This is a genomic window from Acidovorax sp. GW101-11A03 (assembly GCF_059424825.1).
Map to the genome: position 1 here is coordinate 15,748 of NZ_JBWKZU010000048.1, position 21,958 is coordinate 37,705.

Below are 21,958 nucleotides of genomic sequence, written 5' to 3' on the forward strand. Positions count from 1 at the left end.
GGTTGGGCAAGAGTGGCGGTTGCACTCCCTATTGCGAAACCCGGGCCAGGTGCTGAATGCACTGCAAGTGCTTGATTTCATTGAAATCCGCAGACCGACCTGCATACTTGGTTTACAGTGCGCGCAGCCCAAACCGTTAACTCCAGGAACAGGTCCCCGCCATGCCCAGCGCTCCCACCCCATCGGTTCTTGCATGCTGATCCACGCCGTCCTCGGGTTTTCGGTTCTTGAGACGCTGGTGCTGGCCGCCCTGTTGCTGGCCTGGGCCGACCGAGTAGCGGGTGCGCGGCTGCTGGCGGCCTTCTTGACCGGCATTTCGATGTGGATGGTGGGCAACGAGCTGCCCAACTGGATCGGCCCTGAAACAGAACCGGTGGCCATGCGCCTGCTGGCCACGGCGCCCTTCACGTCGGCGCTGTTCTTTCACTTCTGCACCGTGTTCTGCCGTGTGGATCTGGGGCGCTGGGGTGTGGCGGCGGCCTATGCGCTGGGCGGTGGTGCCTCGGTGGTTTCCATCCTGCTGGTGCCCGCGCACCTGGTGCACCACCGCGACATCGGCTGGATTGCGGTGGCTGATGAGGTGGGGGTGGTGGCCAGCATGGCCTGGGTCATCCTGGGTATCGGCGGGGTGTGGGTGCTGCTGCACGCCTTGCTGCGCGCTCGCCGCCTGGGCGATGGGCAGAAGTTCCGGCAGATTGCGGCCGTCACCGCGTCGTGCCTGTGGGGCCTGCTGTGCCTGGCGGGCTACGGCATTGCGGTGCTGGACTGGCCGATCTACCCGTTTCCGCTGCTGGGCCTGCCGTTTTATTCGCTGATCCTGGTGTACGGCATCCTGCGCTATGGGGTGTTTGTGGCCAACGCCTGGGCACGCCGTGCCCTGGTGTGGGCGCTGCTGCTGGTACTGGGGGTTGTAGTGGGGCTGGTGGTGGTGGCGCTCACGCCCCTGTTGCCGCTGGAATCGCGCTGGCTGGGCGGCCTGGCCGTGGCGGCCAGTGTGCTCGCGCTCAACGGCCCCGTGCGGCGCGTGGCCGAGCGGCTGGTGTACCCAGGCGCCGAGGTGTCGGCCGCTGACCTGGCCGCCTGGCGCCGCACGCTGGGGTCGGCCGAAACGCCCCAGGCCCTGGGCGAACAGGCCGCCGCCTTGCTCAGCGCACGCACCGGCACGCAGGTCGAGGTCCACATTGGCGATGCCCCGCCCGCCGCCAGCAGCACGCCACAGCTGGTGTGTGGCCGTGCCAGCGAGGGCTGGACTGTGTCATTGCAAGGCTGGGATGCCGCGCCCCCCGGGCCGCGCCATGTGGCCGAGCTGTTTGGCACCGTGGTGGCCGAGGCTGCCGAGCGTGTGGAGCAGGCCCAGCAGTTTGCCGCCCGCGAGCGCGAACGCCAGCTGCAGGCCCGCCTGGCCGAGCTGGGCGCCCTGGCGGCCACGGTGGCGCACGACATCCGCAACCCGCTGAACATCATCTCCATGGCGGTCGCGGCCGCCCCCAGCGACACGCGGCGCGAAGTGGCCGAGCAGGTGGCCCGCATCGCGCACCTCACGCACGACCTGCTGGACTTTGCCAAGCCCTGGACGCTGGCCCCCAGCACCATCGACCTGACAGCCCAGGTGCGCAATGCCGCCCTGCGCCTGCCGGATGTGAGCTTCGGACCGGGGCTGAGCGAGCCACTGTGGCTGCAGGCCGATCCGCGCCGCGTGGACCAGGCGCTGACCAACCTGTTTGAAAACGCCCGCATGGCCACCGCCCCCGCCAACGATGCAGATGCCCCTGAAGCCGCCCACACCCACAGCCACGTGCACATCGACGCCGAAACCACCGCCACCACCGTGCTGCTGCATGTGTGCGACGCAGGCCCCGGCGTGCCCGCCGAAATCCGCGACCGGCTGTTTGAGCCCTTTGCCTCGCGCAGCCCGGGCGGCACCGGGCTGGGCCTGGCCATCGTGGCCCGCACCATGGCGGCCCACGGCGGCACGGTGGCGCTGACCGAGCGTGCGCCCTGGAGCACCTGTTTCACGCTGAGCTTTCCCCGCACACCCGCCGCATGAACCAAGCCTTCCACGAACCCTCCGGCCACCCGCCTGCGCAGAGCATCGCGGGTGGCGCTGATACCCCCAGCGCGCCAGGCCACGGCCATGTGCTGCTGGTGGACGACGAAGCCGCCTTCCAGCGCCTGGGCGGCGCCTTCTTGCGCAACCTGGGCCACGAGGTCACGCTGGCGGGCGATGGCGCGCAGGCCCTGGCCGCCTTTGCCCAGCGCCGCCCCGAGCTGGTCTTGCTGGACCTGGCCATGCCCCCGCACATGGACCCCGAGAGGGGGCTGGAACTCATCCCGCGCTTTGCCCCCGTGCCCGTGGTGGTGCTGACGGGCCATGGCGACCACGCGCTGGCCCTGCGCGCCACCGAACTGGGCGCCTGGGACTTCCTCACCAAACCCATCGACCCCGACATGCTGCGTTTTGTGGTGGCGCGCGGGCTCCAAAAGGCCCGCCTGGATGGTGAGCTGGCAACGCTGCGGGCCGGGCAGGCGCTGGATGCGCAGGGGCTGGATGACATGGGTCTGGTGGGCCAGGCGGCGGCCACGGTGCAGCTGCGCGCGCTGGTGCGCCGTGTGGCGCCCACCCAGGTGAGTGTGCTGGTGCTGGGCCCCACGGGCACGGGCAAAGAGCTGGTGGCCCGCGCCCTGCATGCCCACAGCGCCCGCCGTACCGCGCCCTTTGTGGCCATCCACTGCGGCGCGCTGTCGGCCGAGCTGCTGGAGAGCGAGCTGTTCGGCCACATGAAGGGCAGCTTCACCGGCGCCTACCGCGACCAGGCGGGCCTGGTGGAGGCCGCGCACGGCGGCACGCTGTTTCTGGACGAAGTGGGCGAAATGCCCCCGCCCATGCAGGTCAAGCTGCTGCGCTTTCTGCAGGAGGGCACGTTCGTGCCCGTGGGCGGCCGCGCACAAAAGCGCGCCGACGTGCGCGTGGTGGCCGCTACGCACCGCGACCTGGAGGCCATGGTGCGCGAAGGCACTTTCCGCGAAGACCTGTTCTACCGCCTCAAGGGCGTGGTGCTGCGCACCCCGTCACTCGCCGAGCGCCCCGCCGACATTCCGCTGCTGGCCACGCGCTTTCTGCACCGCGTGGCACACAACGCCCGGCTGTCGGCCGACGCCCTGGCCTGGCTGATGGCACGCGACTGGCCCGGCAATGTGCGCGAGCTGAAAGCAGTGGTCGAATCTGCCGGTGCACTGCTGATGCCCCTAGAGCGCGAGGTGGACGCGCCCCTGCTGCAACTGGCCAGCGGCGACATGGCGACCGAGGCTCCGACACCCGGCACTGAAACCTCCCCAGCCCCCGCAGGCACCGGCCCGCTGGACGCCGCCCTGACCGAGCTGGAAACCCGCATGGTGCGCGACACCCTGGCCGCCGCAGGCGGCAACCAGTCCGAAGCCGCCCGCCGCCTGGGCATCTCGCGTGTGGGTCTGGTCAAGAAGCTCACGCGGCTGGGGCTTCGCTGAGCCCGGCCCCCGCCCGCAGCGAGAAGCGGGCAGAGGCATTTGCTCATGTTTTGATAGCTATCAAGGCATGATGGACGCGCGGTAACGGCCTAAAAACCTTCAAATTTCCAGGCCGTGGAGCCGCTCAAGGCCGCACCAGCTGCAGCGGCTCGCCCACGCGCGCCTTCACCACGTCGTCGCGGTGGAAGGGCAGGGTGTGCCAGCGCTTGGCCGAGAACTCGCGCATCTGGTCGTTGGCGTGGGGCGATGCGGGGTTGGTGGACTGGCCGTAGGTCAGGATGGCCTGGGCCACCGGGCCCTTGGCGTCGAAGGTCACGGTTTGCACGTAGCTGGTGCCGTAGTCGATGCGCAGGCCTGCCTTGTTGATGGGCGCGGGCTCCTGGCGGCCCAGGTTGTTGAGCACGCCTTCAAACTCCTCGCCGCCGTGCAGTGCGATGGCTTCTTCGGTGATGGCCGGGCGCTGCACGCTGCCCAGCGTGGCGTCGAGCGTGTAGCCGCTGGTGCGGATGGCCTTGACGGCGCCGTCCAGCGCCTCCCACACCTTGGCGGCGGTGGCGGCGTCGTCCATCTTCAGGCCCGCCGGGGTGGCCACGGGCTGCTGGGCATCAAAGGGCACGCGGTGCACGCCTGGGATGTTGCGCGCGGTGCGCCAGAACTCGCGGAACACATGGGCGCTGCGGGCATCGACGTTGTTGCGGCGGTCCCAGCCTTTGAGGGCCGCACAGCCGTCGCGGGATTCGGCCGTGGGCGCCTTGTCGCAGGCGGCCAGCAGGTCGGGCACCACCACCTGGGCCATGAAGTTGCGGTTCTGGAACAGTTGGTCCTGCATGGCCTGCAAGGTGACCTTGCCCCGGCCCAGCATCTCAGGGATCTCGGCCAGGCTGGCGCGGGTGCGGGGGCGGGTCAGGCTGGCGTCGCCCACCAGGGGCGAGATGCCTTCAAACTTCAGCGCGGGGTGGGTGTAGACAAAGCTGTCATTGCTGTTCTGCACCCAGTCATTGCGCAGGGCCACGGGCATGCGGCTCGTGGGGATGAGGCCAGGCACGGGCGATGCGCTGTCTTCGCGCCAGGCGCAGTCGGCGCGTGCGCCGTTCAGCACCACCAGGCCCGCTGCGCCGCGCAGTGCGGCGGCGGGTTTGCTGGGGGCGCAGCGTTCCAGCTGGGCGGCGTCCACATCAGGCACCACGCTGGTGTCGGTGTAGAGCACGCGGCCGTGGCGGTCGGCCGCCAGGGTGTTCACCCAGGGCAGGCCCAGCGAGGCATGGGCCTTGTGCATCTCGCCCACCGACGTGGCGCGCGCAAAGGCCAGGGCGGCGTCCATCATGCGGGTGTTGCCGGTGTTGGCGTCGCGCAGGGCGTAGGCGGTCTTGTCGGTCCAGCCCAGGCCCGCGCGGGGCACCACCACCAGCGGGCCCCAGCGGGTGCTCCACACGGTGTGTTCGCGGGTCTGGGGCTGGCCATCGGCGCCGGGGATCTGGGCGCTGACCTTGCGGGCGGTCATCTTCTCGGGCTTGCCGTCCACCAGGTAGCTGGTGGCGTCGCCCGGCACCAGGGCCAGCTCGTACAGCGTGAAGCGCTTGCCGGTGGACACGGTGTGTGACCAGGCCACGTCCTTGTTGAAGCCGATGGAGACCATGGGGTAGGTGCCGATGCCCACGCCCATCACGTCCATCTGGCCGGGGATGGTGAGGTGCATCTCGTAGAAGCGGTTGGGGCCGCTCCACGGGAAGTGGGGGTTGCCCAGCAGCATGCCGCTGCCGTTGGCCGTCACGTCCTTGCCAAAGGCCCAGGCGTTGGAGCCCAGGGGCGAGTCGAGCAGGCCCACGTCGCGCATGGCCTGGGCGGCATCGGCCAGATTCACTTCAGGGGCGGGTGCCTGGGCGGCCTTGGCGGCAGGGGGCTGCGCACCCAGCATGCCATCGGCCAGCGCGGCAATGCCGGCCTGCACGGCCACCACCTCGGCCATGCGGCGGTATTCGGCCAGCGTCATGGGCTGCACCCAGGGCTTGCCCCGGCAGGCGTCGGGCAGGGTGGCGGCGTTGTCGGCCAGATAGCGGTTGTAGCCCGCCACGTAGCCGCGCGCCATGCTCTGCACCTGGGCGCTGGTGCGGGCCCAGCTGCGCGCAAGCAGGGCGTCGTCCATGTGGGCGGCCATGAACAGGTCGATCTGTTCGTTGGGAATGTAGCGGCGGCCCAGCAGGCCGATGGTCTTGGCGCCAAAGTGGGCGCTGCGCTGGCCACGTGCGGTCACGAGCTGGTCGGCCGTCATGCAGACGTTGTCCTGCGCATAGGCATAGGCCACGCCGTAGGCCAGGGTCTCCGGGTCTTGCGCGGTGATGTGCGGGATGCCGAAGGTGGTGCGCTCGATGGTCACGCTGCTGCTTTTGCCGCTGGTGCCTACGGGCGTGCCGGCGCAGCCCGCCAGGGCCAGGGCGGCGCTCGCGGCGGCCAGGGTGGTAAGCGGAGTGCGGGCGCGGGTCATGCCTGTGGGCAGGCCGGTTTTCTGTTGCATGGGTGGGTGTCTCCAGGTGTCGCGTCGTGTCGTGTGGTACCTGCCGTTGGTCTTGGCCAGGGCAGGGCGCTGTTGTTCGCGCCGCCATGCTACTGCCGGGTAACATCTGGACACGATGGCAGTCTGGCCACAAACAATGGCAATATCGCCACCATGCCTAGAGACCAACCCGAAGCCCCCGCCACCCCGTCGCCCCTGGGGGTGAACGTGGGCATCGTCTGGGGGCCGGGCAGCATTGCCAGCACGGCCGCTGCGGTGGTGGATGCCCTGCGTGCCATGAACATGCTGGCCGCTATGCGGGCAGGTGGCGCCCAGGCGCCCGTGCGTTGGCACTGGCTGCTGGCACCGGGCGAGGACGGCGCCGCGCCGCCGCCTGTGCCCGACAGCGGGGCGCTGCAAGGCCACCTGCACGCCATCGTCATCCCCGGTTGGCTGGTGCCCACCGGGCCCCAGCTGCGCGAGGTGAGCCACCGCCACCACCAATACTTTGGCGACCTGCTGCGCGCCCATGTAGCGGGCGGCGGGGTGGTGGCGGCGCTGTTCAATGGCTCCAGCCTGCTGGCCGACTGCGGCTTGCTGGCCGGGCGCCAGGTAGCGCTGCCCTGGGCGTTTGCGCCGTCCATCGTGCTGCAGTCGGGCACCAGCGCTCAGGCCAGCGCGCAGGGCCATTCACCCCCGACCGAGGTGGCCTGGCAGCGCGACAGACCCTGGCTGCGCGACGGCCCCGTCTGGACATCGGCCGCGCCGCAGGACACCCTGCCCGTGGTGCTGGACCTGCTGGCCCACACCCCCGCTGCCGAACTGGCCCAGGCCGCATCGCATGTGCTGCTGTTCGATGCACCGCGCCAGCTCACGGCCACCGCTACCATGGAAACGCCCACCGGTGCCCCCATGGGCGCGGGCAGCCTGGAGCAGGCCCGCCGCTGGCTGCAGGACCACCGCAACGAGCCCTACAGCCTGCAGGCCACGGCCCGCGCCGCCGCCACCAGCCCGCGCACGCTGCTGCGCTGGTTTGCCCAGGTGTATGGCGAGAGCCCACAGGACTACCTGCACCGCCTGCGCATCGCCCAGGCCCAGGCGCTGCTGCAGACCACCTACCTCACCGTGGACGCCGTGGCGCAGCAGTGCGGCTACAGCGACACGGGCAGCTTTCGCAAGATCTTCCACCGCGTGAGCGGTACCACCCCGGGGGCGTACCGCCAGCGCTTTCGGCTGCGCACCACACGCAAGCAATGGCTGGGCACCAACACAAACGGCGATAATTGATGGCGCTATCGAATTCGTAGCTATCAAGGCATATGTAGAAGGCGGTAACAGCCTTTTTTGCTTGATTTTTTCAGACCACCCAACTTCCACCCTCCATGCAAGCCCTGCTCGACGCCATCGCCACCATGCCCCTGCCCACCGAGGCGCAGCGCATCTTCCATGGCCGGGGCGGGTGGCACCCTGGGGCAGAGCAGTGGGTGCTGGACGCCTATCCGCCCGTGTGGGTGCTGACGAGTTTTGCGCCCGCCACCGAGGACGAGTTGGCCGCCATCGGCGCCGCGCTGGAGGCCCGGTGGGCGCAGATCGCCCCGGCCGGCGAGCCGCTGAACTGGGTGTTCCAGCACCGGGGCGAGGCTTTGCGCATCGAGGGCCGCAGCGAGACGCGGCTGATGGCCGGTGCCGTGCCCGATCCGCACATCGTCACCGAAGCCGGGGCACGCTACCGGGTGCATGTGCTGCGCGGGCAGAACCACGGCCTGTTCCTCGACATGGCCGCAGGCCGCCGCTGGGTGCGTGACTACGCGGCAGCACGCAGTGCAGACCGCTACGGCCTCAAGGTGCTCAATCTGTTTGCTTACACCTGTGCGTTTTCGGTGGCGGCGCTGCAGGCGGGCGCCAAACAGGTGGTCAACGTGGACATGAGCCACGGCGCCATTGGCATCGGGCAGCAGAACCACCAGCTCAACGGCATCACCACGGGCGCCGCCTTTTTGCCGCACGACATCTTCAGCAGCTGGGGCAAGATCACACGCAGCGGGCCCTATGGCCTGGTCATCGTAGATCCGCCCAGCTACCAGAAGGGCAGCTTTGTGGCCACCAAGGACTACGCGCGCTTGATGCGCCGCCTGCCCGATTTGCTGGCCCCCGGCGGCCACGCGCTGCTGTGCCTGAACGCGCCCGAACTGGGCGTGGACTTTTTGCAGGACCAGATGCGCGAACTGGCGCCCGAGCTGCAGTTTGTCGAACGCGTGGCCAACCCGGCCGTGTTTGCCGATGTGGAGCCCGGCCGTGCACTCAAGGTGCTGGTGTACCAGGCGCCTGAGTTGGAACCGATCACCCAGGGTTAGAAAACCCCTAGCGCCAACCCCACCGCCAGGGCCTCGCCCAGCGCCTGGCAGCGCGCCAGGTCGTCCGCGCCGATGTGTTTGGGCGCCAGGATGGCCTCGGGCGTCTGCGCATGGGTGCACACGATCAGCGGCTCGGCCACCGCATTCAGGCGCCAGCCCGTGGCGATGCGCGCCATCTGCCGCGCTGCGTTCTGCCCGTCGCTGCCTGCACAGACCAGCAGGGCATAGGGGCGGCCATTGATCTGGTCGAGCGCGCCGTAATAGCAGCGGTCAAAAAAGTCCTTGAGCTGCCCGCTGATGGCCGCCAGGTTCTCGGGCGTGGCAAACAGGTAGCCATCGGCCGCCAGCACGTCGGCTGGGTGGGCCTCTGCAGCATGCAGCAAGCGCACGGCCACGGTGGGCTCGGCCGCCCGGGCGGCGGCGCAGGCGGCCTCGGCCATCTGGCGCGTGCCACCAGTCATGGAGTGGTAGACGATCAGCAGGGTTTTGGTGGCGGGCATGCGCGCAGCATAGTCGCTGGGGAAGAGGGCGGGCTGCCGCACGAAGCTCCAGCAGCCACGGGTTTGCACGAGGGGTTTTACGCGGTTCGGCGCCATGCCCCGGTGCCACAATGTTCACCACAGAAATTGCAGCCGCAGCCGTTTTCATGACCATCGTGTCCCACGTTTCCCACTGGCTGCAGACCACCCGCGCCCGGCTGACCCTGCTGTTTGGGGGCACGGCCGTGCTCACGGGCCTGGCCATCGGTTTTGTGGCCGACGAGGTGCTGAGCCGCCACCTCACCGAACTCAGCGGCCAGTCGCTGATGAATGCCAGCCAGCCGATCGCGCTGGCGCTCTCGCAGGGCATGCTGGAGCGCGAGCGCGAAATTTCGCTGCTCAGCCACCTGCCCATGGTCACCCGGCCCGAGGCCCACGGCCCCCAGCTGCAGGCCCACCTGGAGCAGATCCGGCAGTCCTACCCCTTTTATTCGTGGCTCGGCCTGACCGACGAGGCGGGCGTGGTGCAGGTGGCCACCGGCAACCTGCTGCTGGGCCAGAACGTGTCGCAGCGGCCCTGGTTCCATGCGGGCAAAAACGGCCCCTACGTGGGCGACGCCCACGACGCCGTGCTGCTGGACAAGCACCTGCGCGAGCCCGGCAGCAGCGTGCCCCTGCGTTTCATGGACTACGCCTCGCCCGTGCGCGGGCAGGATTCCGTCTTCAAGGGCGTGATCTCGGCCCACGTGAACTGGGCCTGGGTGCAGGACATCATCCGCCGCGCCAGCCCCGGGGCGGTGGCCAGCAGCGGCATGGAGGTGCTGCTGCTCAACAAGGACGGCGTGCTCAATGCGGCCGGGGCCGTCGAGCTGCCGCGCTCTGCGCTGCCCATCCTGCCCAGCCAGGGGCGGTTTCAGGTGATGTCCTGGGGCGAGTCGCCGGGCCAGCGTTACCTCACTGGCCTGGTGCCCGTGCCCTCGCAGACCATCACCGACCTGGGCTGGCTGCTGGTGGCACGCCAGCCGCTGGACCTGGCGCTGCAGCCCATCAACCGCCTGCACAGCATCGTGGCCGTGATGCTGGTGCTGATGACCGTGATGCTGGTGGGCGTGGCCTACTGGGCCGCGCGGCGCTTCAGCCAGCCGGTGGAAAAGCTGGCCGAAGCGGCCCGGCAGGTGGAGGCCACCGGGCGGTTTGTGGCGCTGGACTTCAAGACCGAGACGGTGGAGTTCCAGCACCTGCGCTCTGCGCTGCAGAACATGACCCAGGGCCTGATCGATGGGCGCGCCGCGCTGGAGCGCGCCAACGCCGACCTGGAGCACCGCGTGCAGGAGCGCACCGAGGCCCTGCACCAGAGCGAGCAGCGCTACCTTTCGATCCTGGAGGACCAGACCGAGATCATCTGCCGCTTTGACAGCGGCAATCGCCTGACCTTTGTGAATGACGCCTTTTGCAGGCTGTTCGATTTCAAGCGCGAGAACCTGCTGGGCCGCGTGTGGGCCCCCGTGGTGCATCCGGACGACTACCCGCTGGTCGCGCAGAAGCTGGCCACCGTCACACCCGCCAACCCGGTGGTGGTGGTCGAGAACCGGGTGTTTGCAGGCGACGGCGCCGTGCGCTGGTGCCAGTTCAGCAACCGGGCACTGTTTGACGAAGACGGCCAGCTGGTGGAATGGCAATCGGTGGGCCGCGACATCACCGAGCGCCGCCAGCTGGAGGCCGACCTGGCCCGCGCGTCAGAGCGCTTCCAGGACCTGTACGACAACGCCCCCTGCGGCTACTACGCGCTCGACCGCGACGGCAAGTACGTGCACATCAACCAGCAGACCCTGTCCTGGCTGGGCGCAAGCCGCGAGGAGGTGGTGGGCAAGCTGGGGGTGGCCGATTTTTTTGATGCCGAAGGCAAGGCGCAGTTCGCCAGGTACTTCCCCATCCTCAAGGAGACCGGACACATCGGCCCCCTGGAGCTGACCCTGCTGGGCCGCAGTGCCGCGCCCCGCCGCGTGTGTGTGTCCGCCACCGCCATCCGCGATGCGGCGGGCGAATTTGTGATGAGCCGCTCCATCATGTACGACGTGTCGGAGCTGCATGCGGCGCGGCAGGCGCTGCATGCCCTCAACGAGGAGCAGCAGGCCATGCTGCACAACGACCTGATCGGCATTGCCAAGATCAAGGACCGCGTCATCCTGTGGCGCAACCCGGCGCTGGAGCGCATCTTTGGCTACGCCCCCGGCCAGTTGCAGGGCCGCACCACCGAAGAGATGTATGTGAGCCGCGAGGACTTCCTGGCCTTTGGCCGCGAAGCCTATGCCGTGCTGGCCTCGGGCCAGCATTACCGCCAGCAGCGCCGCATGCGCAAGCTCAATGGCGAAGAAGTCTGGATCGACGTGAACGGCGTGGCGTTGAACGCCGACGGTGAATCCCTGTGGCTGATGCAGGACATCACGGCCATGAAGCAGTACCAGCAGCAGGTGGAGCACATCGCCTTCCACGACAGCCTGACCCGCCTGCCCAACCGCCTGATGCTGGCCGACCGTGTGGCCCAGGCGCTGGCCCTGTGCGACCGCACCGGCAGCATGGCCGCGCTGTGCTACATGGACCTCAACGGCTTCAAGCCCATCAACGACCAGTACGGCCACGACATGGGCGACGAGGTGCTGCGCGTGACCGGCCAGCGCCTGCAAGAGCAATTGCGCGCCAACGACACCGCCGCGCGCATCGGCGGCGATGAGTTTGTGCTGCTGCTCACCGCCGTCACCGACCCCACCGAGATCACCCGGGCCATGGAGCGCGTGCTCAAGGCCATCGAACAATCCATCGACCTGGGCGGTGGCCGCGTGGTGCGGGTGTCTGCCGCCGTGGGCACCGCCATCTACCCCCAGGACGGCACCAACGCCACCGACCTGTTGCGCCGCGCCGACCACGCCATGTACGAAAACAAGGGGCATGTGTCGGCCGAGCGCAGCCGGTGAGCACAACCCCAAAACGGCCCGGCGGGTACTGGCCTGGCAGGTTCTTTCAGCGGCCTCCCAGCAGCCGCCCTGTGATCGCCTCCCACTCCGCCACCTCCACCGGCGTGATCGACAGCCGGTTGCCCCGCTGCAGCACGCGCATGGGGGCCAGGTCGGGGTGCTCGCGCAGCTCGGCCAGAGAGATCAGCCGGGTCTTGCGCAGGGCCTGCACGTCCAGCAGCAGCCAGCGGGGCTGGTCGGGCTTGGATTTGGGGTCGTAGTAGGGCGAGGCGGGGTCGAACTGCGTGGGGTCGGGCCGGGTGCTGCTGGCCACGCGGGCGATGCCCGCGATGCCGGGTTCGGGGCAGCTGGAGTGGTAGAACAGCACGCCGTCGCCCACCTGCATCTCGTCGCGCATGAAGTTGCGCGCCTGGTAGTTGCGCACCCCTGTCCAGGGCACGGTCGCATTGGGGGCGGCCAGGGCGTCGTCGATGGAGCATTCCTCGGGCTCGGACTTCATGAGCCAGTAGCGCGGCGGGCGGTGTGGGGTGGCGTTCATGGCGCCATTCTGGCAAAGGGCAACTACGACTTTTGGGCTGCGCAGTGGATACCGGAGTTGGGTTGCTTTTATTTTGATAGCTGGTTGGGCATATCCATCGCGCGGTAGAGCCTGTTTTTATTCATATTTTTCCGCTGCTGCCGTGCCGGGCAACGCCCCCGGCGCGGTCAGCGGCTCGCGCGGCAGCACGCAGCGCAGGCCCACGCCGCGCCCGCCCAGCCCGTCGGCAAAGCCCAGGGTGCCGCCCATGCGCTGCACCACGCGCTGTGCAATGGCCAGGCCCAGGCCCGTGCCCGCCTCGCTGGTGCCGGGCACGCGGTAGAAGCGCTCCCACACCCGGGCGCGGTGTTCGGGGGCGATGCCCCGGCCGTTGTCCTGCACCAGCAGCACGATAGGGCCGCAGGTGCTTGCGTCATCCGTGCCCAGGGTCACCTCCACGCTGCCACCGGCCACGCCGTAACGGATGGCGTTGTCCACCAGGTTGTCGATGACGGAGCACAGGCCTTCGCGGTCCAGCTGGGCGCTGAGGTGGTCGGGGGCGTTCAGGGCCAGTTCGATGCGCCGTGCGCGTGCCAGGGGCACGAGCAGGGCCACGCGGTTGCGCAGCAGGTCGGCCAGGTCCAGCGTGGGGTGCACAGCCGGGGCAGCGGGCTGGGCGGCGGCGTCGGCGCGGGCCAGGGTCAGCAGCTGGGTGAGCAGGTGCGATGCGCGGGTGATGCCCTGCTGCAGCGCGTGGGCAGCATCGGCCCGCGCGGCGGGGTCGGGTTCGGTGAGCAGCTGGTGGGCCTGGGCGTTGATGGCGGCCAGTGGGGTGCGCAGCTCGTGCGCGGCATCGGCCAGAAAGCGCCGTTCGGCCTCCAGCCGCTGGGCCTCGTGGGCGAGCAGGGCGTTGAGTTCGTGCACCACGGGCGCGGTTTCGGCATAAAGCCTGTCCACCTGCACGGGCGCCAGGTCGCCCGCGCGGCGGCGCGAGATGCGCTGCGCCAGCTGCCGCAGCGGCGCCAGCCCGCTGCGCACCGTGACCCACACCACCAGCCCGTGCCACAAAAACACGCCCAGCTGGCTTTTGAGCACCAGCCACAGCACGGGCAGCAGCGCGGCCAGCTGCAGCGCGCCGGGCTCGGCCACCTGCACCACCACGCTGCCGTCGCTGGCGGCCTGGGTGTGCAGGTGCCAGGGCGGGTTGCCGGGTGGGGCCGGGGCGGTTTCTGTGGTGGCTTTCGTGGCGGTGTCCGGCCAGGGCACGTCTTCGCTGCTGCGGTACAGCACCTGGCCCTGCGTGTTCAACACGCGGGTGTGGGTCAGGCCCGCCATGCCGAGCAGGTCGCGGCCGGTGATGCGCAGCAACGCGCCCTGGGCGGCCAACATGCGGGCGGGCAGGGTGGCCTCGGGGCCAGCGGCGGCCTCGGCCAGGATGCGGGCGGTTTCGCGCAGACGCGTGTCGATGTCTTCGGGGCTGCGTTCCAGCGCCACCCAGGTCATCACCGAGGCCAGCGCCAGCCAGGCCACGACCAGGGCCAGCGCTTGCCAGGCGATCAGGCGGCGGATGAGCGAGGGCGGGCGGGGTGCGGCGGGGGCCGTTGCCGTGGTGGCCGCGCGTGCGGCGTGCATGGCGGCTGCGCTCATGGTGCCGGGTCCATGGCGGGTGTGGGCGCCTCCAGCACATAGCCCACGCCGCGCACGGTGCTGATGAGGTGGTTGCCCAGCTTGCGCCGCAGTTTGTAGACATGCACGTCGGTGGCGTTGCTGTCCAGCGTGTCGGCAGGGCTGGAGCTGGCCTCGATCTGCGCGCGGGTGAGCACGCGGCCCGGGTCTTCGGCCAGGGCGCGCAGGATGTCGTATTCGCGGGCAGAGAGGTGCACGTCCTGCCCATGCACCTGCACCCTGCGCCGCGCAGTGTGGATGCTGAGCGGCCCGATCTGCCACACGCTGCTGGTCTGCCCGCTGTGGCGCCGCAGCAGGGCCCGCACGCGCGACAGCAGCTCTTCGATGGCAAACGGCTTGCCCAGGTAGTCGTCGGCCCCAGCGTCCAGCCCCAGCACGCGCTCGCCCACGCTGTCGCGGGCGGTGAGCAGCATCACTGGCGTGGCCTGCCCCTGGGCGCGCAGCCAGGCGAGCAGGTCCAGCCCCGTCTCGTCCGGCAGGCCAATGTCCAGCAGCACCAGGGCAAAGGTCTGTTCTTGCAGAAACCGACGTGCATCGGCGCAGGTGCGCAGCCACACCACATGGTGGCCCGCTACGGTGAGCACGCGCTGCAGCGAGTTGCCCAGAGGGAGATCGTCTTCCACAAGAAGGATGCTGGCCATGCGACGGGGTGCGAGGGGTGAGAAATGGGGCGGTCGCGGCGATTCTAGGAGCGGGCCATGCCGCGCAGGGGGGCACGCGCAGCGGGTGTTCATGAAAGCTTCATCTGGGGCGCCCGGCACGGCGGCGGCTTCATGGGGGCTTCATGCGGGTCTTTGCAGACTGCGGGCTTCTCTGTTTCTTTCACCCCCGGCTGGGGGCTTCCGTATGAATCTGCAAAACGCCATCACCCTGTTTTCGCCGCGCAACCTGGTGTGCGCCTTGTTCATGTCTGTGCTGTCGGCCTGCGGCGGCACGTCGGACGACGGGCATGTGGTCACCGTGGACGGCATCAGCATGGACAAGACCATTGACAAGACCGGCATCTACGACCTGGAGGTGACCGGCGCGCGCAACGACGTGACGGTGGCCGCGGGCAACACGGTGGCGCGGCTGATCGTGGCGGGCATGAACAACCGCATTTTTGTGCTCAAGACCGCCACGGTGGAGCGCATCGAGCTGGATGGCAGCGGCAACACCGTTTATGTGCCCGTGGGGTTCAAGTCGCGCATCACGCGCAATGGCAGCAACAACGACGTGATCGAGCGCTGAGGGGCTGACGCTCGCAGCCCTGCGCCATTGCAAATCTGGCCAGAAGACCGGCTTTGCCCGCAGAATCACCCCAGCCGCCGCAGTGCGGTGCGGGAGATACCGATGGACAAACCGGGCAAGAAACAGCCGGGCCTTTGGGTAATGGGCTTGTTTGCCCTGCCTTTTGCCGCCGTGGGCGTGGGCATGCTGCTGCTGAGCGTGTTGCCCACGCTGTACGACTGGTCGCGCATGCAGTTCTGGCAGCCGGTCAACGCCACGCTGCTGGCCGCGAGCCTGAATAGCAGCCGCAGCAGCAAATCCACTTCGTACCACGTGACGGCGCGCTACCGCTACGAGGTGGCGGGCCGGGCGTACGAGGGCGAACGTGTGGCCATCAGCGGTGGCGGCGACAACGTGGGCGACTTTCAGGAGGCGCTGGGCGAGCGGCTGGAGCAGGCGCTGCGTGCCGGGCAGCCGGTGCAGGTCTGGGTCAACCCCTCGCACCCGGCGGATGCCGTGATCGACCGCAGCCTGCGGCCCGGGCTGCTGGCGTTCAAGATGGTGTTTGTGGTGTTGTTTGGCGGTGTGGGCGTGGGCCTGCTGGTGTTTGTGCTGCGCGGGGGCAAGCCGCTCAACCAGCAGGCGAGCAAAGCCGTTGCAGCGGGAACACCCGGCAAGCTCGAAAAAATCCCCGGCGGGGTGCAGATGCACTTTCCGGCCGGGCGGTGGTGGGGCCTCAAGCTGGGGCTGGGCATGGTGGGGGCGCTGTTTCTGGCCGTGGGCGCGCTGGTGCCCTGGGAGCAGGAAGCCCAGTCCGACATCGCGCCCTGGCTTTTTCGCCTGGGGTTTGGCGGTGTGGGGGGCGCGGTGCTGGTGGCCGCGTTTTATGCGCTGGCCAACAGCCTGCGCGTGCAGATCGACCACGAGGGCCTGCGCACCGAGCGGCGCCTGCTGGGCCTGATGCTGCAGTGGCACCAGGTGCCCGGCCCCGAAATCGCCCGGCTGCGTGTGGTGGAGAGCTACACGGTGGAGAGCAACAACCGCCGCAACGTGTACTACCGCATCGAGGCCGAGCTGCGCAGCGGCAAGAAGATCACTGTGGCGCAGGACCTGCAGGGGCGCAAGGACGCCGACCGGATGCTCGCAGCCATCGGCAGCGCCACGGGTTACCCCATTCGCTGAGCCCGGCCGGTGGGGGCGATCAGCCTGATGCCTTGCGAAACGTGAGGTTGATGCGCAACCCGCCCGTCATCGCATGGCTGGCTTCGGCCAGCGGCGCCACGCCATGAAAGCGCAGCCGTGCCGGGCCGCCCCACACCACCACGTCGCCATGCCACAGGCCCACACGCCGGGCCTTGTCAGCGCGCTCGGCACCGCCCCACAGGAAGATGGCCGGGACGCCCAGGGACACGGACACGATGGGGTGGTCGTAGTTGCCTTCGTCGCGGTCCTGGTGCAGCGACAGCCGTGTGCCGGGCGCGTAGCGGTTGATGAGGCAGGCGTCGGGCACAAAGCCGGGGTAGCCCGCCGCCTCGGCCGCTTCCCGGGCCAGTTGGCGAAACAGCGCGGGCATGGGTGGCCAGGGCAGGCCGGTGGTGGGGTCGGTGGGGCCGTAGCGGTAGCCGCTGCGGTCGCTGATCCAGCCCAGCGTGCCGATGTTGCTCATGGCCACCGACATGCGCTGCCCCCCGGGGGTGATGAGGTGCCTGAAGGGCGCCTGGGCCGTGATGGCATCGACGGCCTGCAGCAACTCAATTGCCTGCGGCAGGGCAAAGCCACGCAGCACCACGGCACCCGGCTCCAGCCACTCGGGGGGCTGTGGCGTGGCGGGCAGGTCGTCAAAAAGACCAAGGTTCATGGCTTTGTCGTTCTGGCGTTGTGGCCCCATACCGATGCAACTGGCGTGATACCCGCGAGTGCACCCGTGGAACTGGCTTTGCCAGGCCAGCGGGTGCGTCCCCCTCCCGCGCAGCGAGAGAGGGGTGAAGGCGCCGAAGGCGACTCAGGGGGTGCATATCTACCACCTACTCAGCATCATGAAAAATGATGCCCATTGTGTGACGCTGCCCTGACCGCACGCGGCTCACGCCGTGGCGCAGGTTCACGCGGTAGGTGCCGCGTGTGCCCTGTACCGGGCGGTGGTGCACGGCAAACGCCACGGCGTCACCCTGGCGCAGAGGCACGACCTCGGCCCGCGACTGCATGCGGGGGCGTTGTTCGGTCAATACGAATTCGCCGCCGGTGAAGTCGCGGCCGGGCTCCGACAGCAGGATGGCCACCTGCAGCGGGAACACATGCTCGCCATACAGGTCCTGGTGCAGGCAGTTGTAGTCGCCCGGTGCGTACTGCAGCAGCAGCGGCGTGGGACGCAGTTGCCCGGCCGCATGGCAGCGGGCGATGAAGTCGGCGTGCTGCGCGGGGTAGCGCACGTCGATGCCCATGGCGGCATTCCAGTGGTTGGCGATGGGCTGCAGTTGCGGGTAGAGCGCGTCACGCAGCCCGGCCACCATGTCCGGCAGCGGGTAGCTGAAATACTGGTACTCGCCCAGGCCAAAGCCGTGGCACTGCATGACCACGCGGCTGCGGAACAGAGGTGGGCCCGGTTGGCGGTAGAGCCCGGCGAGGGCCGTGCATTCCTCGGCGCTCAGCAGTTGCGGCAGCACTGTGTGGCCCTGGGTGTGCAGGTCGTCGGTGGCCTGGGCCCAGTCGAGCGCGACCACGCGCCCGGGCCAGGGGCTGGTGGCCCCGGGTGTGCTGTGGGGCAGGGCGCTCAAGCCACTCATGCGGCCTTCTCCTGCAGGCGCGTGGGTGCGGCGGCGCCGGACTCGCGCTCCAGCAGCGCACGCTTGCGCTCCACACCCCAGCGGTAGCCTGAGAGTGCGCCGTCGCTCCTCACCACCCGGTGGCAGGGGATGGCCACGGCCAGCGCGTTGGCGCCGCAGGCCTGCGCCACCGCGCGGGTGGCGGCGGGGGCGCCGATGCGCGCTGCAATCTCGGCATAACTCGCGGTCTGCCCGGGCGGGATGGTGCGCAGCGCCTGCCACACGCGCTGCTGAAAGGCCGTGCCCCGCACATCCAGCGGCAAATCCAGCCCCCGCCCCGGCGCCTCGACAAAGGCCACGACCTGGGCCACCAGCAATTCAAAACCGGAATCGCCGCCCACCAGTTGGGCCTGGGCAAACCGGTCCTGCAGATCGCGCACCAGCACATCCGGGTCGTCGCCGAGCAGGATGGCGCACAAGCCCTGGCCGCTGTGCGCCACCAGGAGGGCACCCAGCGAGCATTGCGCCACGGCAAAGTGGATGCGCTGCGCCGCGCCGCCTGCGCGGTAGCGCGCGGGGGTCATGCCCAGCACCTGGGCCGATTTTTCGTAGAAGCGGCTGCTGGACTGGTAGCCCGCTTCGTAGATGGCCTCGGTGACCGAATCGGTGGTGTGCCCCAGTGCGCTGCGCACGCGCTGCTCGCGGTGCGCGGCGGCGTAGGCCTTGGGCGTGAGGCCCGTGGCCTGCTTGAAGATGCGGTGCAGGTGCGAGCTGCTCAGCCCCAGCCGGGCGGCCAGCGCATCGAGCGTGGGTGCGCGGCCCTCGGCCGCATCGGCTTCGATGAAGCGGCAGGCCTGGGTCACCCATTCGGCATGGTGCGACTGCGCGGAGGGCTGCTGCGGCTTGCAGCGCTGGCAGGGGCGAAAGCCTGCGTTTTCGGCGTCGGCGCAGCTGGCGTGGAAGCGCACATTCTCGGGCCGGGGCGTGCGCGCCGCGCAGCTGGGGCGGCAGTACACGCCCGTGGACAACACCGAATACCAGAAGCTGCCGTCTGCCGCCGCACTGCGCGCCAGCACCGCCGCCCAGCGCGGGTCGGCCTGGGTGGCTGCGGCTTGTTGCGCTGACTGGGTGCGGCGGGGGGCCGGGCGGGTGGGCATGGGCAGTGGGGGTGGTGAAGAAACTGCGGTGGCTAGGGCTTGCATGCTGAGGGCTCCGAAAAGAACCTGTTCACACACGGGGTGCGAACAGATGGCGTTGCGATGCCCTCACTGTAGAAACGGCGCGCGCGGAGCGCACTCCGAAGCTTGCTTTTGAATTCTGCACCTCGACTGGGTGCGCCGTCGGTTGCCCTTGTTCGCCCATCAAATACTACTGTTTTGATAGCTACAAAGGAATTCCTATCAGGCGGTAGAGGCCATTTTTATTCATATTCTGGTGGCTGCATCGGGCGCGGGCGGCGCTGGCCGGTGCCACCCCAACGTTTCGCATACTCACCCGGAATGGCGAGCGGGTTGTCGGCAGGCTCGGCCAGTGGCGCCAACAGGGCTTGCAGATCGGCCTCGCTGAACTTGAGCGCACCGGCCGCGTCGTGGCCCAGCACGCCGCTGGCCAGGGCGGCCTTGCGCGCCTGCAGCTCCAGCATGCGCTCCTCGATGCTGCCTTCCACCACCAGCTTGTAGACGAACACGGGCTGGTCCTGCCCGATGCGGTGGGCGCGGGCGGTGGCCTGCTCCTCCACGGCGGGGTTCCACCAGGGGTCGAGGTGGATCACGGTGTCGGCGGCTGTGAGGTTGAGGCCTGTGCCGCCGGCCTTGAGGCTGACGAGCAGGACGGGCGCACTGGTCGCGTCCTGCGCCTGAAAACGCTTTACCACCGCGCCGCGCTGGCCCGGTGGCGTCTGGCCGGTGAGAGTGAGGTAGGGCAGGGCCAGCGCGTCCAGCTGTTCGGCGGCCAGCATCAGCATTTCGGTGAACTGCGAGAACACCAGCACGCGGCGGCCTTCTTCGACCAGGGCGGGCAGCATGTCGGCCAGCAGTTCGAGTTTGGCCCGCTCGGTGCCGGGGTGGATCTTCGCGCCTTTGACCAGGCGCGGATCGCAGCACACCTGACGCAGCTTGAGCAGCGCATCCAGGATGGTGATCTGCGCGCCATCAAAACTCTGGCGCTCCAGCGCGCGGCGTACCTGCTTGTCGGCCGTGGTGCGCACGGCCTCGTACAGCTCGCGCTGCTTGCCCTGCAGCTGCACGCGCAAGATGGTCTCGGTGCGAGGGGGCAGCTCGGTGGCCACGTCCTGCTTGCGGCGGCGCAGGATGAAGGGGCGCACGCGCTGGGCCAGCAGCTGGGCGCGCAGGGTTTCGCCGTTCTCTTCGATGGGCTTGCGCCAGCGTGTATTGAAGCTGCGCACATCGCCCAGAAAGCCGGCCATCAAAAAGTCGAACTGCGCCCACAGCTCGCCCAGGTGGTTTTCGAGCGGCGTGCCCGTCAGGCACAGCAGGTGCGGGGCCTGCAGCTTGCGCAGGGCGCGGGCGCTGCGGCTGCCTGCGTTTTTCACCATCTGGGCTTCGTCCAGGATCAGCAGGTGAAAGGGCTCTGCCGCCAGCGCATCCACGTCACGCCAGAGCAGCGGGTAGGTGGTCAGCACCAGGTCATGGTCGGCAATCTGCAGATAGCGCTGGCCCCGGCTCGCGCCATGCAGGGCCAGCACCCGCAGGCCCGGTGCCATGCGCGCGGCCTCGGCCTGCCAGTTGAAGAGCAGCGAGGTGGGCAGCACGACCAGGGCAGGGCGGGTGAGGCGGCCAGCCTCCTTTTCAGTCAGCACGTGGGCCAGCGCCTGCGCGGTTTTGCCCAGGCCCATGTCGTCGGCCAGTATGCCGCCCAGGCCCTGGGTGCGCAGGTACTGCAGCCAGGCCAGGCCGTCGAGCTGGTAGGGGCGCAGCTGCACCTGCAGGCCCTGCGGCGCGGCCACGGGCTGCGGTGTACCGATGCGGCGCAGGCGCTGCGCCAGCTGGGCCAGGCCCGCGTCGCCCTGCAGCTGCCAGTCGTTGCTCCAGCCGCTGACGGTGCCTACGCGGTGCGCTTGCACCAGCCCGGCACGCAGGGCCTCGATACGCCGGGCCTCCCAGGCGCCCAGGCGCAGCGGGTCGCCGTCCTTCAGCTGTTTACGGGTGGGGTCCGTCAACAGGTCCACCATGGCGCCCACGATGGCCTTGAGCGGCCCGGCGGGTGCGTCGATACGGCGCCCGCCTGGTGCGCGCAGCGAGATGATGGCGATGTCGTCGATGGCCGCCATCTGCCGCGCGTTGAGCCAGCGCACGTCGCGGCGCAGCAGGTCGGCCAGCATGGGGGCCAGGTCCAGCACCACGCCGTCGATCTCGATGCCCAGGCTCAGCAGCCAGGCGCCTTCGCGCTCGGGCAGGTGCAGCTTCTGCACGGGGCGCTGGCGTGTACCCAGCGGCCCGTCTACCTCTTTGGCGAGCAGCTCGCCGGTGTCGGGGGCGATGACCAGCTTCCAGCGCTGTACCGGCACGCTTTCGTGCGCAAAGCCGGGGTGCACTACCACGCTCCAGCCCTCGGCGCGCAGCTGCGGCACCATGTCGGCCCAGAAGTCGCCAAAGTGCGCCTCCTGCGCCAGCGTCCACACGGGGCCCAGCGTGGCGGCGGCCGCGCGGTGGCGCCACTGCAGGCTTTTGGGGTCCACGGGGGTCAGGCCCAGGTCCCACACGCGGTCCATGGCGTCGGCCTCGGCGGCCAGGTTGCGCTGCATGCGCAGCACGGGGCCGCCGGTGTCGTACAGGTCTTGCACGGGCGCGGGGCGGGCGTTGAGCACCGAGGTGGGCGCGGCGGTCTCCCACTGCGCGCCGGTGTCGGTGCGGTAGGTCCAGTCGATCTGTGCCAGGGTCACGCTGTCGCCGCGCGGCCCCAGCTTGCCCTGGGGCGCCATGCCCAGCAGGCCGTCGCCCCGGCCCAGGGTCATGAGGGTGAGCC

General features: G+C 69.4%; 16 protein-coding genes. 7 read left to right on the forward strand and 9 right to left on the reverse strand.

Features of this window, described 5'->3' with window-relative positions:
* The first annotated feature begins 193 nt into the window (after positions 1 to 193).
* Complete coding sequence (locus AC07Z7_RS18360) at positions 194 to 2,047, forward strand: sensor histidine kinase (protein ID WP_494767181.1); 1,854 nt, start codon at positions 194 to 196, stop codon at positions 2,045 to 2,047.
* Positions 2,044 to 3,504, forward strand: coding sequence for a sigma-54-dependent transcriptional regulator (locus tag AC07Z7_RS18365; protein WP_494767182.1), 1,461 nt, complete (start codon positions 2,044 to 2,046; stop codon positions 3,502 to 3,504). The genes AC07Z7_RS18360 and AC07Z7_RS18365 overlap by 4 nt, the downstream gene beginning before the upstream one ends.
* A 124-nt stretch (positions 3,505 to 3,628) precedes the next feature.
* On the opposite strand, the gene AC07Z7_RS18370 is transcribed toward AC07Z7_RS18365, so the two are convergent.
* Positions 3,629 to 5,986: a penicillin acylase family protein gene (locus AC07Z7_RS18370; protein WP_494767195.1), complete on the reverse strand. Its 2,358-nt coding sequence runs from the start codon at positions 5,984 to 5,986 to the stop codon at positions 3,629 to 3,631.
* A 183-nt stretch (positions 5,987 to 6,169) separates the two neighbouring features.
* On the opposite strand from AC07Z7_RS18370, the gene AC07Z7_RS18375 reads away from it, so the two are divergent.
* Positions 6,170 to 7,282, forward strand: a complete 1,113-nt coding sequence (locus AC07Z7_RS18375) for a GlxA family transcriptional regulator (RefSeq protein ID WP_494767183.1) — start codon at positions 6,170 to 6,172, stop codon at positions 7,280 to 7,282.
* Between the two features lie 95 nt (positions 7,283 to 7,377).
* Positions 7,378 to 8,349 (forward strand): class I SAM-dependent methyltransferase, encoded by a 972-nt coding sequence (locus AC07Z7_RS18380; RefSeq protein ID WP_494767184.1) that lies wholly within the window; start codon positions 7,378 to 7,380, stop codon positions 8,347 to 8,349.
* Here AC07Z7_RS18380 and AC07Z7_RS18385 read toward each other — a convergent pair.
* Positions 8,346 to 8,849, reverse strand: a complete 504-nt coding sequence (locus AC07Z7_RS18385) for a flavodoxin family protein (RefSeq protein WP_494767185.1) — start codon at positions 8,847 to 8,849, stop codon at positions 8,346 to 8,348. The genes AC07Z7_RS18380 and AC07Z7_RS18385 overlap by 4 nt on opposite strands.
* A gap of 110 nt (positions 8,850 to 8,959) precedes the next feature.
* Here AC07Z7_RS18385 and AC07Z7_RS18390 point away from each other — a divergent pair, with 110 nt between their 5' ends.
* On the forward strand, positions 8,960 to 11,800 hold the full coding sequence (locus AC07Z7_RS18390) for a sensor domain-containing diguanylate cyclase (RefSeq protein WP_494767186.1): 2,841 nt from the start codon (positions 8,960 to 8,962) through the stop codon (positions 11,798 to 11,800).
* A 46-nt stretch (positions 11,801 to 11,846) separates the two neighbouring features.
* Here the strand turns inward: AC07Z7_RS18390 and AC07Z7_RS18395 are convergent, their stop codons facing one another.
* The 3 genes from AC07Z7_RS18395 to AC07Z7_RS18405 all read right to left on the reverse strand — a co-directional run bounded on the left by AC07Z7_RS18395 (position 11,847) and on the right by AC07Z7_RS18405 (position 14,644).
* On the reverse strand, positions 11,847 to 12,338 hold the full coding sequence (locus tag AC07Z7_RS18395) for an EVE domain-containing protein (protein WP_494767187.1): 492 nt from the start codon (positions 12,336 to 12,338) through the stop codon (positions 11,847 to 11,849).
* A gap of 117 nt (positions 12,339 to 12,455) precedes the next feature.
* Entirely contained in the window at positions 12,456 to 13,964 is a 1,509-nt protein-coding gene (locus AC07Z7_RS18400) for an ATP-binding protein (RefSeq protein ID WP_494767188.1), read from the reverse strand.
* Positions 13,961 to 14,644, reverse strand: coding sequence for a response regulator transcription factor (locus AC07Z7_RS18405; RefSeq protein WP_494767189.1), 684 nt, complete (start codon positions 14,642 to 14,644; stop codon positions 13,961 to 13,963). Before AC07Z7_RS18405 ends, AC07Z7_RS18400 begins: the two co-directional genes overlap by 4 nt.
* A gap of 205 nt (positions 14,645 to 14,849) precedes the next feature.
* Here AC07Z7_RS18405 and AC07Z7_RS18410 point away from each other — a divergent pair, with 205 nt between their 5' ends.
* Together AC07Z7_RS18410 and AC07Z7_RS18415 are read left to right on the forward strand one after the other, a co-directional pair.
* On the forward strand, positions 14,850 to 15,233 hold the full coding sequence (locus AC07Z7_RS18410) for a hypothetical protein (protein ID WP_252660741.1): 384 nt from the start codon (positions 14,850 to 14,852) through the stop codon (positions 15,231 to 15,233).
* A 102-nt stretch (positions 15,234 to 15,335) separates the two neighbouring features.
* Positions 15,336 to 16,394, forward strand: a complete 1,059-nt coding sequence (locus tag AC07Z7_RS18415; protein WP_494767190.1) for a DUF3592 domain-containing protein — start codon at positions 15,336 to 15,338, stop codon at positions 16,392 to 16,394.
* A 19-nt stretch (positions 16,395 to 16,413) separates the two neighbouring features.
* Here AC07Z7_RS18415 and alkB read toward each other — a convergent pair whose 3' ends face one another.
* The 4 genes from alkB to AC07Z7_RS18435 form a co-directional block, all read right to left on the reverse strand.
* Positions 16,414 to 17,070 carry a DNA oxidative demethylase AlkB gene (gene alkB / locus AC07Z7_RS18420; RefSeq protein ID WP_494767191.1) on the reverse strand — a complete coding sequence of 219 codons (657 nt, stop codon included), beginning with the start codon at positions 17,068 to 17,070 and terminating at the stop codon, positions 16,414 to 16,416.
* A 166-nt stretch (positions 17,071 to 17,236) separates the two neighbouring features.
* Entirely contained in the window at positions 17,237 to 17,995 is a 759-nt protein-coding gene (locus tag AC07Z7_RS18425; protein ID WP_494767192.1) for a 2OG-Fe(II) oxygenase, read from the reverse strand.
* Positions 17,992 to 19,131 (reverse strand): bifunctional DNA-binding transcriptional regulator/O6-methylguanine-DNA methyltransferase Ada, encoded by a 1,140-nt coding sequence (ada, locus tag AC07Z7_RS18430; RefSeq protein ID WP_494767193.1) that lies wholly within the window; start codon positions 19,129 to 19,131, stop codon positions 17,992 to 17,994. The genes AC07Z7_RS18425 and ada overlap by 4 nt, the downstream gene beginning before the upstream one ends.
* 263 nt (positions 19,132 to 19,394) lie before the next feature.
* On the reverse strand, positions 19,395 to 21,958 hold a 2,564-nt coding region (locus tag AC07Z7_RS18435), incomplete at its 5' end, for a DEAD/DEAH box helicase (RefSeq protein ID WP_494767194.1).

Coding starts and splice junctions, on each gene's coding strand:
- AC07Z7_RS18360 (WP_494767181.1), top strand. CDS start 194: ATGCTGATCCACGCCGTCCTCGGGTTTTCGGTTCTTGAGACGCTGGTG.
- AC07Z7_RS18365 (WP_494767182.1), top strand. CDS start 2,044: ATGAACCAAGCCTTCCACGAACCCTCCGGCCACCCGCCTGCGCAGAGC.
- AC07Z7_RS18370 (WP_494767195.1), bottom strand. CDS start 5,986: ATGACCCGCGCCCGCACTCCGCTTACCACCCTGGCCGCCGCGAGCGCC.
- AC07Z7_RS18375 (WP_494767183.1), top strand. CDS start 6,170: ATGCCTAGAGACCAACCCGAAGCCCCCGCCACCCCGTCGCCCCTGGGG.
- AC07Z7_RS18380 (WP_494767184.1), top strand. CDS start 7,378: ATGCAAGCCCTGCTCGACGCCATCGCCACCATGCCCCTGCCCACCGAG.
- AC07Z7_RS18385 (WP_494767185.1), bottom strand. CDS start 8,849: ATGCCCGCCACCAAAACCCTGCTGATCGTCTACCACTCCATGACTGGT.
- AC07Z7_RS18390 (WP_494767186.1), top strand. CDS start 8,960: ATGTTCACCACAGAAATTGCAGCCGCAGCCGTTTTCATGACCATCGTG.
- AC07Z7_RS18395 (WP_494767187.1), bottom strand. CDS start 12,338: ATGAACGCCACCCCACACCGCCCGCCGCGCTACTGGCTCATGAAGTCC.
- AC07Z7_RS18400 (WP_494767188.1), bottom strand. CDS start 13,964: ATGAGCGCAGCCGCCATGCACGCCGCACGCGCGGCCACCACGGCAACG.
- AC07Z7_RS18405 (WP_494767189.1), bottom strand. CDS start 14,644: ATGGCCAGCATCCTTCTTGTGGAAGACGATCTCCCTCTGGGCAACTCG.
- AC07Z7_RS18410 (WP_252660741.1), top strand. CDS start 14,850: ATGAATCTGCAAAACGCCATCACCCTGTTTTCGCCGCGCAACCTGGTG.
- AC07Z7_RS18415 (WP_494767190.1), top strand. CDS start 15,336: ATGGACAAACCGGGCAAGAAACAGCCGGGCCTTTGGGTAATGGGCTTG.
- alkB (WP_494767191.1), bottom strand. CDS start 17,070: ATGAACCTTGGTCTTTTTGACGACCTGCCCGCCACGCCACAGCCCCCC.
- AC07Z7_RS18425 (WP_494767192.1), bottom strand. CDS start 17,995: ATGAGTGGCTTGAGCGCCCTGCCCCACAGCACACCCGGGGCCACCAGC.
- ada (WP_494767193.1), bottom strand. CDS start 19,131: ATGCCCACCCGCCCGGCCCCCCGCCGCACCCAGTCAGCGCAACAAGCC.